This window comes from Kribbella rubisoli (assembly GCF_004217145.1).
Lineage (GTDB): Bacteria > Actinomycetota > Actinomycetes > Propionibacteriales > Kribbellaceae > Kribbella > Kribbella rubisoli.
On the sequence record NZ_SHKR01000017.1, the window covers coordinates 228,103 to 249,278 of the forward strand.

At 68.7% G+C, this 21,176-nt stretch carries 17 protein-coding genes; 7 read left to right on the top strand and 10 right to left on the bottom strand.

The annotated features are described in order from the left end of the window. Positions 1–55: 55 nt before the first annotated feature. Genes EV645_RS36620 through EV645_RS36635 form a run of 4 tightly spaced genes read left to right on the top strand, consistent with a single transcriptional unit; the run spans position 56 to position 3,871 of the window. The gene (locus EV645_RS36620) at positions 56–835 is read left to right on the top strand and encodes an enoyl-CoA hydratase/isomerase family protein (protein ID WP_130448925.1); all 780 of its coding nucleotides are present in this window, start codon (positions 56–58) and stop codon (positions 833–835) included. Then, positions 835–1,788, top strand: coding sequence for a class I SAM-dependent methyltransferase (locus tag EV645_RS36625; protein WP_130448927.1), 954 nt, complete (start codon positions 835–837; stop codon positions 1,786–1,788). Before EV645_RS36620 ends, EV645_RS36625 begins: the two co-directional genes overlap by 1 nt. A gap of 18 nt (positions 1,789–1,806) precedes the next feature. Then, positions 1,807–2,730: an acyltransferase gene (locus EV645_RS36630; RefSeq protein WP_130448929.1), complete on the top strand. Its 924-nt coding sequence runs from the start codon at positions 1,807–1,809 to the stop codon at positions 2,728–2,730. A gap of 1 nt (position 2,731) precedes the next feature. After that, positions 2,732–3,871: a hypothetical protein gene (locus EV645_RS36635; protein ID WP_130448931.1), complete on the top strand. Its 1,140-nt coding sequence runs from the start codon at positions 2,732–2,734 to the stop codon at positions 3,869–3,871. Here EV645_RS36635 and EV645_RS36640 read toward each other — a convergent pair. After that, complete coding sequence (locus EV645_RS36640) at positions 3,858–4,586, bottom strand: class I SAM-dependent methyltransferase (RefSeq protein WP_130448933.1); 729 nt, start codon at positions 4,584–4,586, stop codon at positions 3,858–3,860. The genes EV645_RS36635 and EV645_RS36640 overlap by 14 nt on opposite strands. Before the next feature lie 130 nt (positions 4,587–4,716). Here EV645_RS36640 and EV645_RS36645 point away from each other — a divergent pair, with 130 nt between their 5' ends. The 3 genes from EV645_RS36645 (at position 4,717) to EV645_RS36655 (ending at position 7,416) form a co-directional block, all read left to right on the top strand. Continuing rightward, positions 4,717–5,499: an electron transfer flavoprotein subunit beta/FixA family protein gene (locus EV645_RS36645; RefSeq protein WP_130448935.1), complete on the top strand. Its 783-nt coding sequence runs from the start codon at positions 4,717–4,719 to the stop codon at positions 5,497–5,499. A 17-nt stretch (positions 5,500–5,516) separates the two neighbouring features. Then, complete coding sequence (locus EV645_RS36650) at positions 5,517–6,476, top strand: electron transfer flavoprotein subunit alpha/FixB family protein (protein ID WP_130448937.1); 960 nt, start codon at positions 5,517–5,519, stop codon at positions 6,474–6,476. A 130-nt stretch (positions 6,477–6,606) separates the two neighbouring features. After that, positions 6,607–7,416 (top strand): NAD-dependent epimerase/dehydratase family protein, encoded by an 810-nt coding sequence (locus EV645_RS36655; RefSeq protein ID WP_157997240.1) that lies wholly within the window; start codon positions 6,607–6,609, stop codon positions 7,414–7,416. Between the two features lie 79 nt (positions 7,417–7,495). On the opposite strand, the gene EV645_RS36660 is transcribed toward EV645_RS36655, so the two are convergent. From EV645_RS36660 to EV645_RS36700, 9 genes are read right to left on the bottom strand one after another with little or no spacing between them, the layout of a single operon-like run. After that, positions 7,496–9,184: a DUF5320 domain-containing protein gene (locus EV645_RS36660; RefSeq protein WP_130448941.1), complete on the bottom strand. Its 1,689-nt coding sequence runs from the start codon at positions 9,182–9,184 to the stop codon at positions 7,496–7,498. A 46-nt stretch (positions 9,185–9,230) separates the two neighbouring features. Further along, positions 9,231–10,901: a PucR family transcriptional regulator gene (locus EV645_RS36665; protein ID WP_130448943.1), complete on the bottom strand. Its 1,671-nt coding sequence runs from the start codon at positions 10,899–10,901 to the stop codon at positions 9,231–9,233. 49 nt (positions 10,902–10,950) lie between these two features. Continuing rightward, entirely contained in the window at positions 10,951–12,048 is a 1,098-nt protein-coding gene (menC, locus tag EV645_RS36670) for an o-succinylbenzoate synthase (protein ID WP_130448945.1), read from the bottom strand. After that, positions 12,048–12,914, bottom strand: a complete 867-nt coding sequence (locus EV645_RS36675; protein ID WP_130448947.1) for a GNAT family N-acetyltransferase — start codon at positions 12,912–12,914, stop codon at positions 12,048–12,050. The genes menC and EV645_RS36675 overlap by 1 nt, the downstream gene beginning before the upstream one ends. Continuing rightward, on the bottom strand, positions 12,911–14,026 hold the full coding sequence (locus tag EV645_RS36680) for a M20 family metallopeptidase (protein WP_130448949.1): 1,116 nt from the start codon (positions 14,024–14,026) through the stop codon (positions 12,911–12,913). The genes EV645_RS36675 and EV645_RS36680 overlap by 4 nt, the downstream gene beginning before the upstream one ends. Further along, positions 14,023–17,337: a serine hydrolase gene (locus EV645_RS36685; RefSeq protein ID WP_130448951.1), complete on the bottom strand. Its 3,315-nt coding sequence runs from the start codon at positions 17,335–17,337 to the stop codon at positions 14,023–14,025. Before EV645_RS36685 ends, EV645_RS36680 begins: the two co-directional genes overlap by 4 nt. Beyond that, positions 17,334–18,314, bottom strand: a complete 981-nt coding sequence (locus EV645_RS36690) for an ABC transporter ATP-binding protein (protein WP_130448953.1) — start codon at positions 18,312–18,314, stop codon at positions 17,334–17,336. The genes EV645_RS36685 and EV645_RS36690 overlap by 4 nt, the downstream gene beginning before the upstream one ends. Further along, positions 18,311–20,182, bottom strand: coding sequence for a dipeptide/oligopeptide/nickel ABC transporter permease/ATP-binding protein (locus tag EV645_RS36695; RefSeq protein WP_130448955.1), 1,872 nt, complete (start codon positions 20,180–20,182; stop codon positions 18,311–18,313). Before EV645_RS36695 ends, EV645_RS36690 begins: the two co-directional genes overlap by 4 nt. Next, entirely contained in the window at positions 20,182–21,174 is a 993-nt protein-coding gene (locus EV645_RS36700) for an ABC transporter permease (RefSeq protein WP_198682108.1), read from the bottom strand. The genes EV645_RS36695 and EV645_RS36700 overlap by 1 nt, the downstream gene beginning before the upstream one ends. Between the last annotated feature and the right edge of the window lie 2 nt (positions 21,175–21,176).

Genomic DNA, 21,176 nt, shown 5'->3' on the forward strand with positions numbered 1-21,176 from the left:
TACGGTTCCCGGGGATGTGACCCATGGGTAGTAGCGGAGCGAAGGAGCTTGGAGTATGGGCGAGTTCGTCAACCTGACCGTGAGTGATGGGGTTGGCACGATCCGGCTGGATCGGCCGAAGATGAACGCACTGAACGTCCAGGTCCAGGAGGAGATCCGGGCCGCCGCCATCGCGGCCGCCGAGGACGACGCCGTACGCGCGGTCGTCATCTACGGCGGCGAGCGGGTGTTCGCGGCCGGCGCGGACATCAAGGAGATGGCCGACATGTCGTACGCCGACATGGCCAAGCGCTCCGGTCCGTTGCAATCGTCGCTGTCCGCTGTCGCCGCGATCCCGAAGCCGACCGTTGCCGCGATCACCGGTTATGCGCTGGGCGGCGGCTGCGAGCTCGCGCTCTGCGCCGACTACCGCATCGCCGCGGACGACGCCAAGCTCGGACAGCCGGAGATCCTGCTCGGCATCATCCCGGGCGCCGGCGGTACGCAGCGCCTGTCCCGCCTGGTCGGCCCGTCCAAGGCCAAGGACCTGATCTTCTCCGGTCGCTTCGTCGACGCCGCCGAGTCGCTCGCGATCGGGCTGGTCGACAAGGTCGTGCCGGCCGCGTCCGTGTACGAGGAAGCAGTTGCCTGGGCCTCGCAGTTCTCGCGCGGCGCGGCGATGGCACTGCGCGCGGCCAAGGAGTCGATCGACTCCGGGCTGGGCGTCGATCTGACCACCGGGCTGGAGATCGAGCGGCAGCAGTTCGCCGCGCTGTTCGCCACCGAGGACCGCTCGATCGGCATGACGTCGTTCGTCGAGAACGGTCCCGGCAAAGCTGAATTCAAGGGAAAGTGATGTCTGCTACTTCGAAGCCCGCCGCGTCCGCCGAGGACATCGAGGCGGCCTGGAACGACAACAAGCTCGCCCAGGTGCTGTACCACGACTGGGAAGCGTCGACGTACGACGAGAAGTGGTCGATCTCGTACGACGAACGCTGCGTCGACTATGCCCGGGACCGCTTCGCCGCGGTCGCGGGTTCGCGCGGCTGGCCGTACGGGAAGTCGCTCGAGATCGGCGCCGGCACGGGCTTCTTCACGTTGAACCTGAAGCTGGCCGGCGTACTGGACGAGGCGCATGTCACCGACCTGTCGCCGGGCATGGTCGAGGCCGCGAAGAAGAACGCGAAGACGCTCGGGTTCGCGATCGAGGGCCGGGTCGCGGACGCGGAGAAGCTCCCGTACGACGACGACACGTTCGACCTCGTCATCGGGCACGCGGTCATCCACCACATCCCCGATGTGGAGCTGGCGTTCCGTGAGATGCTGCGCGTGCTCAAGCCGGGCGGCCGGTTCGTGATCTGCGGCGAGCCCACGCGGTACGGCGATTTCGTTGCCCGCCGGCTGTCCCGCTTCACGTGGTGGGCGACGACGAACGTGACCAAGCTCCCCGCGCTGGCGCACTGGCGGCGGCCGCAGTCCGAGCTGGACGAGTCCTCACGGGCCGCCGCGCTGGAGGCCGTTGTCGATCTGCACACGTTCGATCCGGACACGCTGGCGCGGATGGCGACGCGGGCGGGTGCTTCGCAGGTTCGCACCGTCACCGAGGAGCTGCTGGCCGCGTGGGTCGGGTGGCCGATCCGGACGTTCGAGGCCGCCGTACCGGAGCAGAAGCTCGGTTTCGGCTGGCGGATGTTCGCGTACAAGTCCTGGCTGCAGCTGTCGAAGGTGGACAAGGTGCTGTCGACGGTCGTGCCGGACGAGCTCTACTACAACGTCTCGATCACTGGTGTGGCGCCTTCCGCCCAGTAGGAGCAGTAGGGTGTGTTGATGCGGTTGCTGTCCGTGGCGAATCTGCGCTGGGTGGTGCGCCACCGGGCGTGGACGCCGTACTACCTGAAGCGCTACTGGCGGTTCGCCTGGTTCAAGCTGCGCCACCCGCAGGTGATCACCGAGGGTTTCGTTTTCCTGGGCAAGCATCTGGAGATCGTGGCGCGGCGCGGTCACGGCCGGATCATCCTCGGCAAGTGGGTGCATCTCGGTGACGAGACCCGGTTGCGGGCGCACGAGGGGACGCTGCGGATCGGCGACAAGGTCGTGTTCGCGCGCGACGTCACCGTCAACTGCTACCTGGACATCGAGATCGGTGCGTCGACGCTGATCGCGGACTGGACCTATATCTGCGACTTCGACCACAAGACCGAGGACCTCGACCTGCCGATCAAGGACCAGGGCCTGGTGAAGTCCCCGGTCCGGATCGGCCCCGATTGCTGGCTGGCCACGAAGGTCACGGTCACCCGCGGTGCCGATATCGGCCGCGGGGTGGTCATCGGCGCGAATAGCGTTGCCCGGGGCAACATCCCGGCGTACTCCGTGGCCGCCGGCCTGCCCGCGGTCGTCCTCGCCGACCGCACCGCCCGCTACACGGACAACGCCGAACGCCGCAAATACCTGGCGGGGCTGACCGAGGCGAACGACAAGACCACCGCCCGGCTTCACGCCGGCGTCGTGCCTACCGCGGCCCCGTCGTACGAGCCCGTGAGAACTGCTGAGGAAGCTGTTCCGGCCGGCTCCGAGAAGTCGCCTGCGGTTCCCCGGAGCGTCGATGAGGGGGATGCGGGTGGTGATGAGGTAGAAGCAGATGGTGAAAAAGAGGACCGTGAGGGGTTCTCAAGTTACTCACCAGTCGGGCACTATGGCCCCCACGTCCGGTCGGACGCCCACGACCGGTTGAGCGTCGGAGAGGAGAAGTAGCGTGGCGGATCCGGCTGCGATCGATCCGGCCGATCCGGCGGCGCGGTCGTTGCTCGACCAGGCTGCGGCCGACGGCTCGATCACGCAGGCCAGGACACGCGCGGTCGACCCGGTGCCGATCGTCGCAGGACCGGCGTCGGTAAGTAGCGCTACGTTGGAACCAGTGCTTGAAACAAACGAACCAGACATGGGCGTGAACGAAAGCATGAGCTCGGAAGCACAGGCAGCAGACGGCAGCACAGCGGCGCCGGCCCCGGTAGCGGGTGCCCGCCGCCGGTTGTCGCCGCGCCCGGTCCCGGTCAGTCGGCGTAGGAGACCGCCGGCTGCAGCGACCGAGGCAGCTGTCGACAAGGCGGACAGCGTGGGCTCGGTGGCCACGGACGAGGAACGGACCCCGGCTGAGGAGATGGACGACGTGGGTACGCAGGACGAGAAGGGCACGGCCGCCAAGGCGGACGTGACGCCGGACAAGGACGCCGCTGCGGCGACTGACGCGGCCGCTTCGAGCAGCGCGGGTACGGCGACCGCGACGAAGACGGCCCGGCCGAAGACCGCGGCGGAGATCGTGGCGGAGCAGCGTGCGCGGGAGAAGGCGGCGGCCGAGGCGTCGTCGGGTGCGGCCGACTCGGAGGATGCCGCACCCGATCAGCCCGCCGCGACCAAGGATGCTGCTGCGAAGGAGCCGGCCGCTGGTGTTGCGACCGGCGTGACCGGCGTGGCGGCCGCTGCGGGCGCTGCGGGTAAGCCGGGCGGCCCGACTGGTGCCTCAGGCAACAAACCGCCGACGGCGCGGGGTGGTGCATCGGGATCGTCGGGTCCCGGCAAGGGCAAGCAGGCGCTGTCGTCGGTCGGATCCGGTGTGCGAAAGCTGCGCAACCTGATCGCCTCGCTGATCTGGCTGATCGCGGTGCTCGCGGCCGCCGTACTGGCGCTCGGTGCGTTGTTCACCGCGCTGGACCAGACCAACCAGAGCAACGAGATCGTGCGCTGGATCCTGGAGCGCGGTCACGATCTGGTCGGCCCGTTCAAGGACCTGTTCCGGCTCGAGACCGCGAAGAACACCCTGCTCGTCAACTGGGGTATCGCGGCGCTGGTCTACCTGATCGCCGGCAAGATCGTCGAGCGGATCATCCGCCCGTAGCGACGAGGATGAGGTCGAGAGATTCGTCCAGCTGACCGGGGCGAATCTCGAAGTCCTCGTACGTCGTACTCCGCACGAGCGCGGCCAGGTTGCCGTCCCACTGGTCGTGCTCGGCGGCGAGCTGCGCGTCCACACACGATCCGTACTGCGTCTCCCATGACGTCAGGCGTTCGCCGTGGTGGAGACCGAGCGCGTGCGTGATGTCGAAGTACGGCTCGAGCAGTTCGATGAACTCGGCCGCTGTCAGCTCGCGCGTGTGGTACCAGTTCCCGCTCGGGAAGGTCAGGCGGTTCGGCGTACTCAGGACGACGGTCCCGCCCGGCGCGAGGATGCGTGCGCATTCCGCGATGAACCGCGGCTGCTCCCAGAGGTGCTCGATCGTCTGCATCGAGCTGACGAATCCGAACGCGCTGTCCGCGAACGGCGTCTGGACGAGATTGCCGCGCACGACATTGGTCTGTGGATAAACCCGGCGGACGTGGCGCAACGTCGTATGTTCATAGTCGAGACCGGTCACGGAGTCCGCGCCCGCCAGGCGGAGTTGCTCCGCGCCGTAGCCCTCGCCGCAGCCGGCGTCGAGGATCCGGCCGGTCCGCTCGATCGGCAGGTGAGCCGTGATCCAGCGATAGGCCGCGTCGTGGCGCGCGAACCAATAGTTCTCGTGCCAGATCCCGGGTGCGGTCCTCTCGCCGGTGAGCGGTAACGTCTCGGTCACCTGAGCCACACTACTGAGTCGGACCGGTGCCCGGGACTGTGATGGGACTCGCATGCGACGTATGTTTCTCGCGGGTAACATCCGTGGCAGGCTTGGGAGAGACCGTTAACCAGAAGGGGTCCCACACGCTATGAAGATCGTCGTCTGCGCGAAGTTCGTGCCGGATGCCACGGCGGACCGCCGCTTCCGCTCCGAGGACAACACGGTGGATCGTGCCGGTGTCGACGGATTGCTGTCCGAGTTGGACGAGTATGCCGTCGAGACCGCGCTGACCGTGAAGGAGTCCGGGGACGGTGAGGTGACGATTCTCACCGTCGGTCCGGAGCAGGCTGCTGACGCGGTGAAGAAGGGCCTGCAGATGGGCGCCGACGCCGGCGTGCACGTGGTCGACGACGCGATCCACGGTTCGGACGCGGTCGCGACCTCGCTGATCCTGTCGAAGGCGCTGGCCAAGCTCGAGGCCGACCTGGTCGTGTTCGGGATGGGGTCGACCGACGGCGGCATGGGTGTCGTGCCGGCGATGGTGTCGGAGCGGCTCGGGCTGCCGGCCGTGACGCTGGGCTCGGAGGTGACCGTCGACGGGCAGACCGTCCGGATCCGCCGCGACGGCGACACCGCGAGCGAGACGATCGAGGGCACGCTGCCGTTGGTCCTGTCCGTGTCCGACCAGGCGAACGAGCCGCGGTACCCGTCGTTCAAGGGGATCATGGCGGCGAAGAAGAAGCCGGTCGAGACCTGGTCGCTGGCCGATCTGGAGCTCACTGCCGATCAGGTCGGCGGCGCGTCGGCGTGGACCGAGGTGGTCGAGGTGACCGCTCGTCCGCCGCGCAGCGCCGGCACGATCGTGACCGACGAGGACGGCAGCGGTGCCGCCGAGCTCGTCGAGTTCCTGTCCACGAACAAGTTCCTCTGAGGAGCGGGGTCTTAGCTATGTCGAACGTTCTGGTTCTGGTTGACCACTCCGCGGGCAAGGTCCGCAAGACGACCGCCGAGCTCCTCACCATCGCCCGCCGCCTCGGCGAGCCCGTCGCCGTGTTCATCGGTGGCAATGACGGCGGGAGTGTCTCCGACGCGCTGCCGGCCCTGGGGCAGTACGGCGCGACCAAGGTGATCGCGCTGTCGAGCCCGGAGCTCTCGCAGTTCCTGGTGGCGCCGAAGGCCGAGGCGCTGCAGCAGGTCGCGGCGAAGGTCGAGCCGTCGGCGATCCTGATCTCGTCGAACGCCGAGGGCAAGGAGATCGCCGCCCGGCTGGCGGTCAAGCTCGAGTCCGGGCTCATCACCGACGCCGTCGATGTGCAGGAAGGCCCCGTCACCACGCAGTCGGTGTTCGCAGGCAACTACACGGTCAAGTCGAAGGTCACCCACGGCACGCCGATCATCACGGTCAAGCCGAACGCCGCAACCCCGGAGGCCGCTGAGACCTCGCCGGAGGTTGAGGAGTTCGAGGTGTCGATCTCCGACACGGCGAAGACGGCGCGGATCACCGAGTCCAAGCCGCGGGAGGCGACCGGTCGTCCGGAGCTCACCGAGGCCGCGATCATCGTGTCCGGCGGCCGCGGCACCGGTGGTGACTTCGGTCCGGTCGAGGCGTTCGCGGACTCGCTCGGCGCAGCCGTTGGTGCGTCGCGTGCGGCCGTGGACTCGGGTTGGTACCCGCACGCCTACCAGGTGGGTCAGACCGGCAAGACCGTTTCCCCGCAGCTGTATGTCGCGGCCGGCATCTCCGGCGCGATCCAGCACCGCGCGGGCATGCAGACCTCGAAGACGATCGTCGCGGTCAACAAGGACCCCGAGGCCCCGATCTTCGAGCTGGTCGACTTCGGCGTCGTCGGCGACCTCCACAAGGTCCTCCCGACCGCCACCGAAGAAGTCACCAAGCGAAAGGCCTGACACCGCGAGGTTCGCGACCTGACCTCTCGACGGACGCCCGGCTCGGTTCCCCTCCCGAGCCGGGCGTCTGCATACCCGCCGGACCTGCGCCCGACTCCGGCTGTCGGAGTGCCCGGCTAGCATGCGGCAGATGCGGATCTGGGTGAGTGGGGCACGAGGCAAGCTGGGCGCTGAGGTCTGCCGGCAGTTGATCGGCGCCGGGCACGAAGTGATCGAGGCCGACCTCACTGGACCCGAACCGGTTGATCTGATGGATCGGGAGGCGGTCGCCCGTTCGCTGCGCGGTGCTGATGCGATCGTGCACTGCGCGGGCATCGCAAGCCCCGAGAACATCGAGCCGGTTCGGCTGTTCGAGCTCAACACGATCACGACGTTCAACGCGCTGGAAGAAGCCTGGAAGCAAGGCATCCGTACGGCGGTGCTCGCCTCCAGCGGCTCGATCTACGGCACCGCCTGGTCCCCGGACGAGATCGGCACGCCGGACGTCCCGATCGACGAGAACACCGAGCTCCGGTACGTCGACCCGTACGCGCTCACCAAGGACGTCCTCGAACGCATGGGCCAGACGTACGCACGCCGCGGCGTACAGGTGACGGCCCTGCGCTTCCACTGGATCCTCACGCCCGATGAGGTACGTCGCTACATCGCCGACGCCCCGCCAGAAGACAACCGCCGCAACCTCTGGGGCTACGTCGACCTGGGCGAAGCCGCTCGCGCCTGCACCCTCTCGCTCCAACCCCGCCCCCACAACCGCTTCGCAACCCTCGTCATAGCAGCCGAAGACACCGGCCGCTACGAGCCAACCGCAGACCTCCTGTCCCACTACTCCCCGAACACCAAGCTCCACACCGCCCTAACCGGCACCGCCTCCCTCTTCAACACCCGCCAAGCCGCCAACCTCATCCACTGGACCCACCAATCCACCTGGCGCACCCACTAACCAACCCGACCCCAGCCGGTCCAGTGGGGGCCGGTCTGGTGCAGTGGGGCGAGGTTCGGGGGCGGGTGGGGGTGGTGGGTTAGGTGGTGAGGTGGTTGCGGATGGTGGTGAGGGTGGTGGTGACGGCGGTTTGGCGGGTTTCGGTTGTCTTGGTGTAGTCGGCTAGTTGGGTGGCGGCTGTGGTGCAGCGGTCGGTGAGGCGGGTGGCTCGGTCGGCGGCTGCGGTTTTGTCGGCCTTGGCGGCGGTGCGGATGCTCCAGTAGCGGAAGGCGCCGATGCCGATCAGGATCAGGCCCGCGACGATCCAGATCGCGTTCACGAAGCCGAGGCCGATCGCGACGACTGCGCCGACGCCGACGAGGGCGGCCGGTACGGCGTACTTGGCGGCGGTCACGACGCCTGCGGACTGTTTGATCGACGACAGGGCGGTGTTCAGCTGGAGCTGGTCGGGGCCGTCGGGGCGGATCGCGATCGTGTGGCCGTCGCTGGCTACGTCGATCTGCGGGGGGCTCGGTTGACCCGCGACCTTCGCCAGGTCCTCCACGGCGGGCAGGACGGACGGGCCGATGACGCGGAGTACGGCGGCCGCCAGATGTGGGTCGTCGTTCTGGCTCAAGTCGTCGGCGAGCAGCTCCTCGACTGTGCCGACCGAGTCCTCGAGCCGCTCGGCAGCGGATTCACCGGCGCCGCTGATCTGAGCACGCAGTACGGCGACGCGGGCCAGCGATTCGCGCTCCGGCTCGCTCCCTTCGGAGATCAGCAGCCGCAGCAGCGCGGCGGTGCTGTCCCGAGCAACCGCACCATCCGCACCCGAACCCCGCGCACCCTGCCCACGCCTGGACCCACGCGCGTACTCGCGCCCCGAGTCACGCCCGGACCCACGCCCCGAGTCAGGCGCCGAGTCACGTCCCGAGCGGCGCCCGTTGTCGCGTCCGGTCCCGCTGTCAGTGGTGAGCTCTGGGTTGTTGTCGGTGGAGGTGTAGCTGAGGGCGGGAGCGGGTTCGCGGGCCTCGGTGTTGCCGGCGATGGTCTCGACGGCGGAGAGGACTCGGCCGAGGCGGGTGCGCGCGGTTACCTGTTCTGCGACGGCCTCGAAGCGGGTGCCGGACGAGCGGGGCGTCTCGCCGCGCTTCTCCAGCTTCGGCAACCATCCGTCCGCGGGTGGTGCGACCGACTGCAGCCGCTTCGCCACCAGCGCCAGACCGTCCGCTCCGAACCCGCCACGCGCAGCAGTAGCCCATAGCACCCGCTGTACCCGGGTAACCGTCCCATCCGCCGGCAGTACGCCGAACGCCACGTCCAGCCACTCGGTCCGTACCTGATGCCGCTGCCCCAACGCAGCCAACGCCAACGCCAGAAACGTCGACGTGCGCCGCTCGTCGAGTCCCATCGCAACACCAAGGGCCTGCTCGTCCTGCCCACCAGTGAGCCCGATCAGCGCCGAGGTAGCCGGCCCCAGCCAGTACTGCGGAACGGGCTCGGCGGCCGGCGGGAGCGGAGTACTGGAAGCCATCGCCGTCAGAACGCGACTGGCGTACCGGCGTAGCTCAGCAGCCTCGAGGAAGCCGGCCATCTCGTACCGGAGGTCGGACAGCTCGACGAACGCGTCGAAAGCGGACGAGAGCCGGTTGACCCGCTCCTGCAGACCACCCTGGATCTTGGACAGCTGGGACTGCAGCCGCGACGTCTCCTGCCGCGCATACGACATCTCGCTCTGCAGGTCCTCGAGCTGCTCGTTCTGCCGCCGCTCCCGCCACCAGTCGGTCATGTGCCCCGTCCCATCGTCCGCGATTGCTCTCCGGAAGGATGGCGGTTCAGCGGGTCATCAGGCGGTGCGGTGGGCTGACGAGGCGGAGCTGGAGCATGGCTGCGAAGCGGGAGTCGGGGTCGTCGAGGTCCAGCCCGCCCACCTCGGCCAGGCGGCGCAGGCGGTACCGGAAGGTGTTGGGGTGCACGTAAACCGCCGCAGCAGCCGCTGCGACATCGCCGAAGGCGTCCAGCCACGCCCGCAGGGTCTCGACCAGGTCGGTGTTGTGCTGGCGGTCGTACGCGACGAGGCGGGCGATCGGACCGGTCGGCTCGTCGCCCCGCGATTCGATCAGGTCGCGCAGCTCGAGCAGGAGGGTGTCGACATGCACATCCGCGAGTCGGGCGACACGTGGCGTGCCACGACCGGTTCGCAGTACCCGGAGAGCACGGTCGGCACCAGCACGTGCGTTGGGTAGATGCGCAGCCTCAGCAACGACGGGGCCCACGCCGATGCTCGCGGTGACGCGATCGCCGATCCGTTCGAGGAAGTGCTTGCCGATGCGTACGGCGCGCTCCTCGCCGTCGGACCGGTCCGGGCGTACAGGGATCAGTCCATAAGCGACATCACCAACTAACGCAGCAGCTGCCCGTGGGTGCACAGCGCCGAGATGCATGGCGAACGCATCGGCCAGCCGCTGACGCTCCCCGGCCAGTCCAGCCTGGCTGACCAGTGACTCGTCGGTCTGGACAACGGAGTCTTCCGAGTCGAAGGCGATGATTCCCAGTGCGAGTACGACGACGTGCTGGTCGGCCAGCCCCAACCGGTCCAGCGCGGCGCGGGCGCCGGGGCCGCCTTCCAGCGCCGTACTGACGAGGTCGGCGCGCAGCCGTCGTTCGACATCGGCACCGGCGCGGATGCGAAGCATGTGCAGGGCAACCAACTTCGCGGCGTCGCACAGAGCCTGGGAGCGCTCGGCGGTGAGCGGGTCGCGGACGGCGGCCCAGATCGAGCCGAGGATCTCGTCGCCGGCGCGGACCGCGACGGCGACCCGCGGGATGGTGAAGGTCTCGCCGTTGGTCGGCAACGGCGGGACGTGCACCGGACGGTCGGTGCGATACAGCTCGCGGAAGATGCCGTACTCCGTCAGCAGCCGGAAGTACCGCTGCGGTACCTGGCGGCCGAGCACGGTCTCCACCCGAGCCTTGTCCGCCTCGTCCTGCCGACCGGAGAACGCGAGCACGCGCGAGCCGCGATCCTCGATCGTCACAGGCGCGTCGAGCAGCGCGGCGGTCGCGTTGGCGAGCGCGAACAGGTCGCCGGAGGGCATGCCCGCGAGGGTCTCCACCTCACCGACATCGCCGTCGGCCAGGAGCGACCGCAGCAGTACGGCGAGCTGGTCCCACGACGCGCCGCGAGTCAACGCCAGCAGGGCGACTCCGGACTCGGCCACCGCGGCCGCCAAGAGGTCGCCGGCCGCGATGGGGGAGCGGACGACCAGCCCGGCGGCCTGCTGCCGGCCGAGATCACGCAGTACGTCGGCGATCCGGTCGGGCTCGTGGAGACCGACGCCGAGGACGAGAGCGTGCGAGGGGAGCACGGGCTCGTCGAGCGGATCGAGGATCACGATGCCGCCGATCTCCGCCGGCCGATCCGGATCCCCGTGCACGAGCTCCAGCAAGGTCGCGCCCAGGTCGTCCAGAACCCGGCCGAGGCTTGCCCGCGGTCGATTCGTCACCGATCACCTCCGAGCCCCCAGCGTAAGCGTCGGAGCGGCAGCCTGAGCGTCAGAGCGGCAGCCATTCGGTGCTCGTGGTCACCGCGGCCAGTTCGGCCTCGAGTGGCTCGATCCCGATGCCGCCGCTCGTCGGCACCGGCAGGTGCCCGTTGTCGAGCGTGAACGGCACGGTGATGTCGGTCCGGAAGTACCGGTCCGAGGCCGACGTGTCGCCGGGCAGCGTGCAACCAGGTAGGGCGGCCAGGGCAACATTCGCGGCCCGGCCGATGCCGGTCTCCAGCATGCCGCCGCACCAGACCGGGATGTCGTTGGCGACGCAGACGTCGTGGATCCGCCGCGCCTCCAGATACCCACCGACGCGACCCGGCTTGATGTTGACGATCGCGCAGGCACGCAGCCGGATCGCTGCGGCCGCCGCTCGCGCCGACGTGATCGACTCGTCCAGGCACACCGGAGTACTGATCTGCTGAGCCAGATCCGCATGCCCGAGCACGTCCTCCTCGTCGAGCGGCTGCTCGATCAGCAGCAGATCAAAGGGATCGAGCCGAGCCAAGTGCCGCGCGTCGGACAGCGTGTACGCCGTGTTGGCGTCGACCTGCAGCAGGATGTCGCCGAACTGCTCCCGCACCGCGCGCACCGGCTCGACGTCCCACCCGGGCTGGATCTTCAGCTTGATCCGCACGTACCCCTGCTCGAGATACCCGCCCACCGCATCGAGCAACTCGCCGATCGAGTCCATGATCCCGACCGACACCCCGCACGGCACCCGATCCCGCACCGCACCCAGCTCGCGAGCCAACGGACGGTTCTCGGCCCGCAACTCGGCATCGAGCACGGCCGTCTCCACCGCAGCCTTCGCCATCCGGTGCCCGTGGAACCGACTCAACGCCGGCCCGACCCCGACCGCGGAGTCCACCGAGGCCAGCGCGGGCACGAAGAACCGCCGCAGTACGTCGGCCGCCGCATCGACGTATTCCGACGAGTACAGCGGCCCGCTCATCGCGACGCACTCGCCCCACCCCTCGGCTTCCGTACTCACGGCGCGCACGAGCAGCACGTCCCGCGTCGTCTCGGTGCCGAACGAGGTCCGGAACGGCGACACCAACGGCATCGAGATCCGCCGCAGTTCGAATCCGGTCAGCTTCATCACAACCCCTTCTGCTCGACGATGTACCACCCGGCCCGATCGAACCCGGTCACCCGCGCACCATCCGCCAGCAACCCGCCCAGCACCTCACGCAACGCGGCCCGCCACGCCTTCGCGGCACCCGGATCGGTACGCCGCAACCCCTCGACATCAGGCGGTACGGCGACCAGCACGACCCCATCGCCCGCAGGACCGCCAACCGCCGGCCACCCGTCCGCACCACAAGCCAGCGCAACCGTTGCCCCAGGCATCAACTCGACATCGACCACAACGGCCTGGCGAACCGCAGCGGCACCGACAGCTGGAGCATCCAGTTCCCAGCGCACCAGCAACCGATCGGTGTCGTCGCCGCTGTTGATCCCGTCGCGCATGTCGCCGTAGAAGTTCGTCAGGTACTCCGTCGGCTGTGCCGCGAGCTTCGCCACGTTGAAGTAGGCGTTGCGCCGGATCAACGGGTCGAACGTCCACGAGATCGACGACACTCCTCGTCGCAGTGCCCAGGCGCGCTGATGCAGCTTGAGCGCGAACCCGACGTTCCGCCCGCGCGCCGACCCCGACACCCCGGCGACGTGGCTGTGCATCGAGACCTCCGCCGGCGCCGAGAAGAACCCGACGCAGGCGCCGATCAGCTCGTCACCGTCGTACGCGCCGCCGACGTAGTTTCCGGCCTTTGTCAGCGCCCGCAGCAACTCGGTCGTCACCGGCGGATTGCTCGGGTCCGGCCGCCAGATCGAGTCGTACAAGCTGTAGACCTCGTCGAGCTCCGCCAGTTCGCGCAACTCACGCACTCGCACTCCGGCCGCAGCCGCCGCATCGATACCCGCCTCGGTAGCGGCGGCAATCGACGGACTCAGATCGAGCGTCATGGCGTGTCCATCAGGTCTGCCATCAGCGCGGCCAGTAACGCCGTTCTCGGGGCGAGCTCGGCGACCAGGACATGTTCGTCGTCGGCATGGGCGCCACCACCGACAGCGCCCAACCCGTCGAGCGTCGGCGTACCGATGCCGGCCGTGAAGTTGCCGTCCGATCCGCCGCCGACAGCGACCGAGCGCAGGGCCGGCAGGCCCAGATCCAGCGCGAGCCGCGAAGCCCGCGTGTATAGCTCCTCGGACATCTTGCGCTCGAGCGGCGGCCGGTTCGGTCCGCCGATGATCTCCAGCGAACTCCCGGGGAGCACCGGTCGGAGCGCATGCATCGCCTCGTCCACTCGCAGCTGTTCCTCGACGGTCCAGGCCCGCGCGTCGACGAAGAAGGCAGCGGCGGCCGGCACGGTGTTCCGAGTGGTCCCCGAGGTCAGCACGGTAGGTGTCACCGTCGTACCGAGCTCGGCGTCGCCGAGGTTGCTGATGGCAAGCACTTGATGCGCAGCTTCGATCGAGGCGTTGATGCCGAGCTCGGGCTCCAGGCCGGCGTGCGCGGCTCGCCCGATGATCCGCACCTCGTAGACCGAGACGCCCTTCCGCTCGAGCTTGAGCGCACCGGCATCCGCCGACGCCTCGAGCACCAGAGCGGCCGAACACCCGACGGCCTCGGTCTCGATCAGCTCCCGGGACGACGGCGAGCCGAGTTCCTCGTCGCCGGTCACCAGCAGCGTGACGGTTGCCGACGGCAACGTGGAGATCGCATGCAGTGCCATCACGAGGCCGGCCTTCATGTCGAAGCACCCCGGCCCCCGCAGTACGCCGTCCTCGTTCGTGAACGGATGCGTGGTCAGCGAGCCTAGAGGCCAGACGGTGTCGTGATGGGCGAGTATCAGGACCCGCCGCGGCCCGTCACCGAGCCGCCAGCGCAGATGCGTGCAGCCGTCCACGACGACGTACTCCGGCTTGGACCCGAGCCGCTCCGCTCCGAGCTGGGCCACGACGTCCGCGCTGTGAGCCACCGCCGCGATATCCGACGACGGCGACTCACACGTCACCAGAGTTTCCAGATCCACGAGCATCTGCGGCAACCTCGCCGCGAAGACCGACTCAGTCATCCGCCGACCTTCGGTGTAGCGCGGACCCCGAAGTGCAGGTACTTCTCGCCGGTCGGCAGCGAGTAGAACGTCACCGGAGTCCACGTGAGCGCACCGGGCGCCCGGACCACGAACAGGTCGCCGCTCTGGTCGACCGGAGTCATGCGCAGCTCCTCGGTCGGCTCCGGCAGCAGCTCGGCCAACGGTCCGGTGATCGTCATCCGCAGCAGCGGTCCCTCGTCGTCGACCAGCACCTCCTGGATCACGCTGGCGCGCTCGTACCGGCCGACATGCCGGCGTACGTCGACCGTCAGAGGCTCCGTCGGGGGAGCGAGCGGCGTGGGCATCGAGACGCCGGCCAGCTCACCGAAGATCTCCCGGTAGAGGTCCTCGTACAGGTCACGCGTGTGGCCGCCGTTCGTCAGCAGTACGACGGCCAGCCCCTCGTCGGGCAGCACCCGCAGGAACGCGGCCTGGCCGATCGTGTTTCCGTCGTGCCCGATGAGCCGTCGGCCGTCCCAGCCGAACCGGATCCAGCCGAGACCCCACGAATCGCCCAGCGAGTACTTGTCCGGCAGCTCCGCCTGCTGTTCGGCCATCGCAGTCACCGAGGCCTCGCTAAGAAGCTGAGTGCCGTCAGGCGCTACACCGCCGTTCAGGTGGAGTCGTGCGAACGCCAGCGCGTCGGCCACGGTCGACGTGATCAGTCCGGCCGGTCCCAGCGAGCGAGGGAGTCCCCAGACCGGTGCGCGCTTCGGCTCCTCTTCGCCTTCGCTGATGTGACCGACCGCGGCCGACCGGAGCAGCGCCTCTTCCGGCAGCGTCACAGTGTTCTGCAGACCGAGCGGTGTGATGATCCGGTCCCGCAGCGCCTGGTCCCAGCTGGAGCCGGTGAGCTTCTCGATCACACGGCCGGCCAGCGAGAAGCCGGAGTTGCAGTACGACCAGGTCGCGCCGAGCGGGTGATTCTGCAGGACGTCCGCGAGCAGGTCGACGTACTTCTCCAGACAGTCGTCGCCTCGACCTGTGTCGGTGAAGACGTCTCCGTCGATCCCACTGGTGTGCGTGAGCAGGTGCCGCATTGTCACCTGTTTGGCGACGTCAGGATCGCCCAGCTGCAGCTCGGGGAGCACCTGGCTGATCGGTGCGTCCAGGTCGAGCAGTCCTTCGTCAACGAGTTGCAGTGCGAGCGTCGCGGTCCAGACCTTCGACATAGAACCGATCTGGAAGACCGAGTCGGTCGTGGCCGCCACTGCGGTGTCCTTGTTCAGTACGCCGGTCGCCGCCTCCACCAGCTCGTCCTCCACTCCCGGCCGGACCCGCAGGATGCCGAGCGTCGCGCCCGGTACGCCGTGCCGTGCGGCCAGTGTGGTGAGTCGACGCTGCCAGTGCGCCGCGTCGATCTTCGCCCGGCGCGGACCGCTCGCGTCACCGGCGTACTGCTCGACCCAGTCGCGGATGCGGCGGTTGAAGTCGAGGCGATGGGACGGGCGGCCCTCGACGATGAACAGGTGACTGGCCTCCGGGTACAGCACGAGCTGACTCGGTACGCCGTTCTCGCGCAGCGCAGTGTGCCACTGCTGAGCCTGTCCGATCGGGCAGCGTACGTCGGCGTCGCCCTGCAGGATCAGCGTCGGCGTCGCGACCTTGCTGACCTCGGCGAACGGCGACATGGAGCTGTAGTCGGTGGAGCTGTTCAGCTCGTACACGTCGAGGAAGTGACCCATGTCCGACGTACCGGCCATGCTGGTGAGGTCGCTGACCACACCGCCGGTGACCGCTGCGGCGAACCGGTCGTCGCGGCTGGTCAGGTAGCACGTCATGAACCCGCCGTAGCTGTAACCGGCCACGGCGAGCCGATCGGCGTCAGCGGTGCCCTCGGCAACCAGTTCGTCGAGCGGTTCGAGGAAGTCGCGGGCGTCCGCCGTACCCCAGGCGCCGAGCGCGGCGTTGAAGAACTCCTCGCCGTACCCGTCGCTGCCACGGGGGTTGAGCAGCAGGACAGTCCAACCATGAGCAGCCAGCTCCTGGTGGTAGAGGTGCACCTCGTCGGCAGCGGCGTTCCATGCGTTGTGCGGACCACCGTGGATGTCCAGCAGCAGCGGCTGCGGCCCGTCGGCGGCCGGGTCGCGAACAAGCCAGCCGGAGACCACAGTCCCGTCTGAGATGGTGAACTCGCGCTCTTCCCGGACAAAGACGTCCTTATCGCCGTACGTCGTCCGCGTGGTCGCCGTACCAGTCGCCAGCTCCAGCGTGACGATCTCTCCGAACGACGTCGGTGTGCTCAGCGCGAACGTCGCCACGCCAGCCGCAACGGACAGCCCAGACACGACCTGTCCAGGCTCGCCGAACACATGCTGAGGCGTACCGCCCTCAACAGGCACGGAGTACAGGTGTGTGCAGCCACGGTCCCGGGCAGCGAAGAGGACAGTGCGGCCTTCGTCCACAAGCGTCGGCAGAGCACCTGGGTACGCCGCTCCGCCGGACATCACGTTGCGGTCGAGCGGAGCCGCCAGGTTCACCACGTCGCCGCTGTCCAGGGAGAGCCGCAGCAGGCCGGCGTGGCCGACCGGTCCGGAGAGCATGCCGACGATGAGCAGTGCGGCGCCGTCCGCGGTCCAGGTCACCGTGCCGGTCAGTCCGTCAGCCAGTCCGATCAGCTGTGGCTTCGCCTTGGGATCCGATGCGTCGAGCACGTAGGCAGGAGCTGTCGGGTTCAGGTCCGCGTCAGGCGCGGTGGCAGCTCCGAACGCCAGCTTCGCGCCGTCGGGTGACCAGGCCGGGTCGCCGGCGTGCCAGTCTCCCTCCGTGGCCTGACGGCACTCCTTCGACTCGACCTCCACCACGTGCAGGTGCTTGCGGATCGTCCGCAGCCAGCCCGCGCCGTCAGCTTGGTAGTCCAGTCGCTCGGTGGCGATCGGTGCATGCTCATTGTCAGGGGATGCGGCGATGTCGACCGGCGCAGAGAAAGCGATCCGCGTCCCGTCTGGACTCCACTTCGGTGTTCCTGCGCCTAGCGGCAGCGTGGTGAGCTGCTCCGGCTCACCGCCTCCGGCCGGCAACACCCAGATCTGCGCCGGTCCGTCCTTGGCCCGCAGGAACGCCAGCTGCGTCCCGTCGGGCGACCAGACTGGCGTCGAGTCCGCCTCGCCGCGCGTGAGTTGCTGCGGCGTACCACCGGAGGCAGGAGTCCGCCACAGGCTCCGCAGCGTGCGGTCGGCCTTCGCGTCGGTGGTCCGGAGGACGTAGACGAGCTGGGCGGCGTCGGGCGACAGCGCCGGCTGCTCCGGTACGGCAAGCTCGGTCAGGTCGTCGATGCGCAGACGTGTCACTGGGAGTCCTCCTTGAGTTGCAGGTGCACAGGCGGGTTCGAGCCGACGGCCCGCAGTACGCCGGCTGCGTGGTGGCAGGCGGCGCGGTGCAGGCGGTGGTCGGCCTCGGCGGTGGGATCGAGGGTCAGACAGTGCTCGCGGTCGGTCCGGATCAGCGGACCGATCGGGCACCTCGGATGGAACCGGCAGCCCGCCGGCGGGTGATGCGGATCAGCCGGCTCGGCGTCGGCGACCAGGGCCTCGTCCGGTGGCGGCAACGAGGTCGAGCCACGTCGCGGAGCCGCCGCGAGAAGCTCTTTGGTGTAAGGGTGTTGCGGGTTGCCGAGTACGTCGCGGGCAGGCCCGACCTCGACGATCCTGCCCAGGTACATCACTGCGACGATGTCGCTGACGTACCGAACCACGGCCAGGTTGTGCGAGATGAACAGCATCGACAACTGCAGTTCGCGTTGCAGGGTGCGGACCAGGTTCAGCACTGTGCCTTGGATCGACACGTCCAGGGCCGAGGTGATCTCGTCGGCGATGAGCACCTCGGGCTTGCCCGCCAGCGCCCGGGCAATCGCGACCCGCTGGCGCTGACCGCCCGACAACGCGCCGGGGTACGCCGAGACGCGGTCGGCGTCCAGTTCGACGAGCTCGAGCAACCGCACGACCTCGTCGCGTCGACGGGCACCTCTCGGCATCGCCTCGGCAATCGAGTCGCCGATGGTCATCCGTGGATCCAGTGAGGAGTACGGATCCTGGAACACCATCTGCAGCGGGCGCCGACTATGAAGCGGCGAACCGTCCAACAGGATTTGTCCACTCGCTGGCTCGACCAATCCGACCGCAGCACGCGCCAGCGTCGACTTGCCGGACCCCGACTCACCGACCAGTCCGACCACCTGGCCCGACGGCACCGTCAGATCTACACCGTCGACAGCCGTCAGCGCGCGTCCGTACCGGACCGTCACGCCCTCGAAGCGCAGTTCGCTCATCGCTGCCCCGTCCGGAAGTTCGAGTACTCAGCCTGCGCCTGTGGATGCCAGCACGCCACCTGATCGATCAGCACGGGGTCCTCGAGCCGGCACCGGTCCGACGCGAACGCACACCGCGCCGCGAAGGCACACCCTTCCGGCAACCGCGCCGGATCCACCGGACGCCCTGGGATGACTGCGAGCGGTTCGTCGAGCGCGGTGTCCAGATCGGGTACTGCGGCCAGCAACGCCCGCGTGTACGGATGCCGCGCACCAGTGGCCAGCTCGGTCGATGGGAGGTCCTCGACGACACGCCCGGCGTACATCACCAGCACGCGGTCGCAGATCTGTGCGACCACGCTGATGTCGTGGCTGATCAGCAGCACCGCGACGTCGTCCTCAGTGCGGATCGTCTCCAGCAACCGCAGTACCTGCCGCTGCACGGTGACGTCGAGGGCAGTGGTCGGTTCGTCGGCGACGATCAACGCCGGTGCGCCCATCAGCCCCATGCCGATCATGGCGCGCTGCCGCATGCCGCCGGAGAACTCATGCGGGTACTGCCGCGCCCGGCGCTCCGCAGCAGGTACCCGTACCGCTCGGAGCCGGTCGATCGCCCGGTCCATCGCTGCACGACGGGTGAGGCCCTGATGCTCGCGTGCACCCTCGGCCAGTTGTACGCCGATCCGCTTGGTCGGGTTGAACGACGTCATCGGGTCCTGGAACACCATTGCGAACGATGTACCCAGTAACCGTCGCCTTACCGCCGCAGTACTGCGGACTGGCAGCCGACCGAGCAGGGGAGCGCCCAGGAACGACAGCTCGGCCGCACGCACCTGACCCGGCGGTTCGATCAGCTGGGCGACCGCGAGCGCGGTGAGACTCTTGCCAGAACCGGATTCGCCAACCACGCCGACGATCTCGCCCTTGTGGATCGTGAAGCTGACACCGCGGACCGGCGTGACCGGACCGGGGAAGCTGACATGCAGGTCCTCGACCACCAGCACCGCGTCGCTGTCGTCCTCACGAGCCGGAGTGGCCTCCGGCGTACGGTCGGTCCACCGCGCTCGGGGCACCTGTGCGCCGAGGCCCTTCGCCACCGCCTCGCCGAAGAGGTTGAACGCCAGCCCTGCAATGACCACTGCGACACCAGGAGCGAGTGCCGCGGCTGGGTGCACGTAGATGCCGCTGAGGCTCTCGCCCAGCATCCGGCCCCAGTCGTAGGCCGGCGGCTGCACGCCGAGCCCGATGAAGGACAGCCCGGCGAACGCGAGCAGCGTCCCGCCCGCACCGATCGTCGCGTTGACGACCAGCGGCTCCGCGATGTTCGGCAGGATGTGCCGCACGAGCATCCGGAACCGTCCTACGCCTGCGATCCGCGCAGCCGCGATGAAGTCCCGCTCCGCGACCCCTGCCACCAGCGTCTGCGTCAGCCGCGCGAACGACGGCGCACCCGCGAACCCGATCGCCAGTACGGCGCCCTTCGCGCCGACTCCGAACACAACCGCGAAGAACAGCGCGAGCAACAGCCCTGGAAAGGCGACGGCGATGTTCACCACAGCGGTCGCGACCCGGCCGCCACGTTTGCCCAGGATCGCCGGAGCACTGCCCAGCGCGAGACCCGTGACCACAGCGATCGAGGTCGCGAGCAGCGCCAGCAGGATCGACGTACGCGATGCGACGAGGACCCGGTAGAAGATGTCCCGGCCCAGGTTGTCGGTGCCGAGCCAGTGGTCCGCGGATGTGCCCTGCAGCAGGTGGTCCGTGTCGATCGCGTTGGCCTGGTGGGACCACAGGATCGGAGCGAAGACGGCAAGCAGCAGCACGCCGAGGAGAAGCAGGCCGGCGCCGGTGCCCACGGGTGTGCGCAGTACGGCCATCCAGCGGCGCATCAGCTCTCCCTGATGGTGGATCGGGGGTCGAGCAGGGCAAGCGTCACGTCGACGGCCAGATTCACAAGCAGTACGCCGACGCCGTACACAAGCACCACGCCCTGCACCAGGGGGTAGTCCTTCGCGATGATCGAGGAGACGATCGTGCTGCCGAGCCCGGGCCAGCCGAAGACGTTCTCGACCAGCACCGTTCCCGCGACCATGCCACCGAGCAGCAGACCGCCCAGCGTGATCGTGGCGGTCACCGCGTTCGGCAGAGCGTGCCGCAGGTAGATGGCTGCAGCAGGCAGTCGCTTCGCACGGGCAGTGCGCAGATAGTCCGTCTGCAGCACCGCCAGCAGTTCCACGCGGCAGATCCGTGCAAGCACAGCAGCCGGACCGACAGCCAACGACAACACCGGCAGCACGTACGACGCGACGTTGCCGCGTCCTGCGACAGGGAACCAGTGCAGCGTCACCGCGAACACGTAGACGAGTCCAACAGCCAACAGGAACTCAGGAATCGCAGCGAGCACCACAGCGGTCGACGTGAAGCCCAGCTCGGCCCGTGGCCGTCGTCCGCCCCTCGTCAAGACACCCATCGCCAGACCGAGCGGTACTGCGATCAGCACCGCCACGAGGAACGCTGCGACGGCCAGCTCGACTGTGGCCGGCAGACGATCCCGGATCACGTCGGAGACGGGCAGCCCGGTGGTGATCGACGTACCGAGGTTGCCGGTGACCAGGTGGTGCAGGAAGTCCAGGTACTGCTGCCAGAGCGGGTCGTCGAGGCCCAGCGAAGCACGCTGGGCGTCGACGAGGCTCTGCGCGGCAGCAGGTCCTAGCGCTCCGCGGACCGGGTCACCAGGGATCAGGTGGATCATCAGGAACGCGGCGCTGACCAGGATGAGGACCGAGCCGACCAGCCGGCCAAGTCGCCGTACGGCGAACCCGAGCCACGGATGAGCGTTGAGAGTCGGTGCGTTGACCGCCGTCGTCACTTGCGTCGTCACTG

Bases quoted from the DNA above. Each gene is read 5' to 3' on its own strand.
- EV645_RS36620 (WP_130448925.1), top strand. From the start codon at position 56: ATGGGCGAGTTCGTCAACCTGACCGTGAGTGATGGGGTTGGCACGATC.
- EV645_RS36625 (WP_130448927.1), top strand. From the start codon at position 835: ATGTCTGCTACTTCGAAGCCCGCCGCGTCCGCCGAGGACATCGAGGCG.
- EV645_RS36630 (WP_130448929.1), top strand. From the start codon at position 1,807: ATGCGGTTGCTGTCCGTGGCGAATCTGCGCTGGGTGGTGCGCCACCGG.
- EV645_RS36645 (WP_130448935.1), top strand. From the start codon at position 4,717: ATGAAGATCGTCGTCTGCGCGAAGTTCGTGCCGGATGCCACGGCGGAC.
- EV645_RS36650 (WP_130448937.1), top strand. From the start codon at position 5,517: ATGTCGAACGTTCTGGTTCTGGTTGACCACTCCGCGGGCAAGGTCCGC.
- EV645_RS36655 (WP_157997240.1), top strand. From the start codon at position 6,607: ATGCGGATCTGGGTGAGTGGGGCACGAGGCAAGCTGGGCGCTGAGGTC.
- EV645_RS36660 (WP_130448941.1), bottom strand. From the start codon at position 9,184: ATGACCGACTGGTGGCGGGAGCGGCGGCAGAACGAGCAGCTCGAGGAC.
- menC (WP_130448945.1), bottom strand. From the start codon at position 12,048: ATGAAGCTGACCGGATTCGAACTGCGGCGGATCTCGATGCCGTTGGTG.
- EV645_RS36675 (WP_130448947.1), bottom strand. From the start codon at position 12,914: ATGACGCTCGATCTGAGTCCGTCGATTGCCGCCGCTACCGAGGCGGGT.
- EV645_RS36680 (WP_130448949.1), bottom strand. From the start codon at position 14,026: ATGACTGAGTCGGTCTTCGCGGCGAGGTTGCCGCAGATGCTCGTGGAT.
- EV645_RS36690 (WP_130448953.1), bottom strand. From the start codon at position 18,314: ATGAGCGAACTGCGCTTCGAGGGCGTGACGGTCCGGTACGGACGCGCG.
- EV645_RS36695 (WP_130448955.1), bottom strand. From the start codon at position 20,182: ATGCGCCGCTGGATGGCCGTACTGCGCACACCCGTGGGCACCGGCGCC.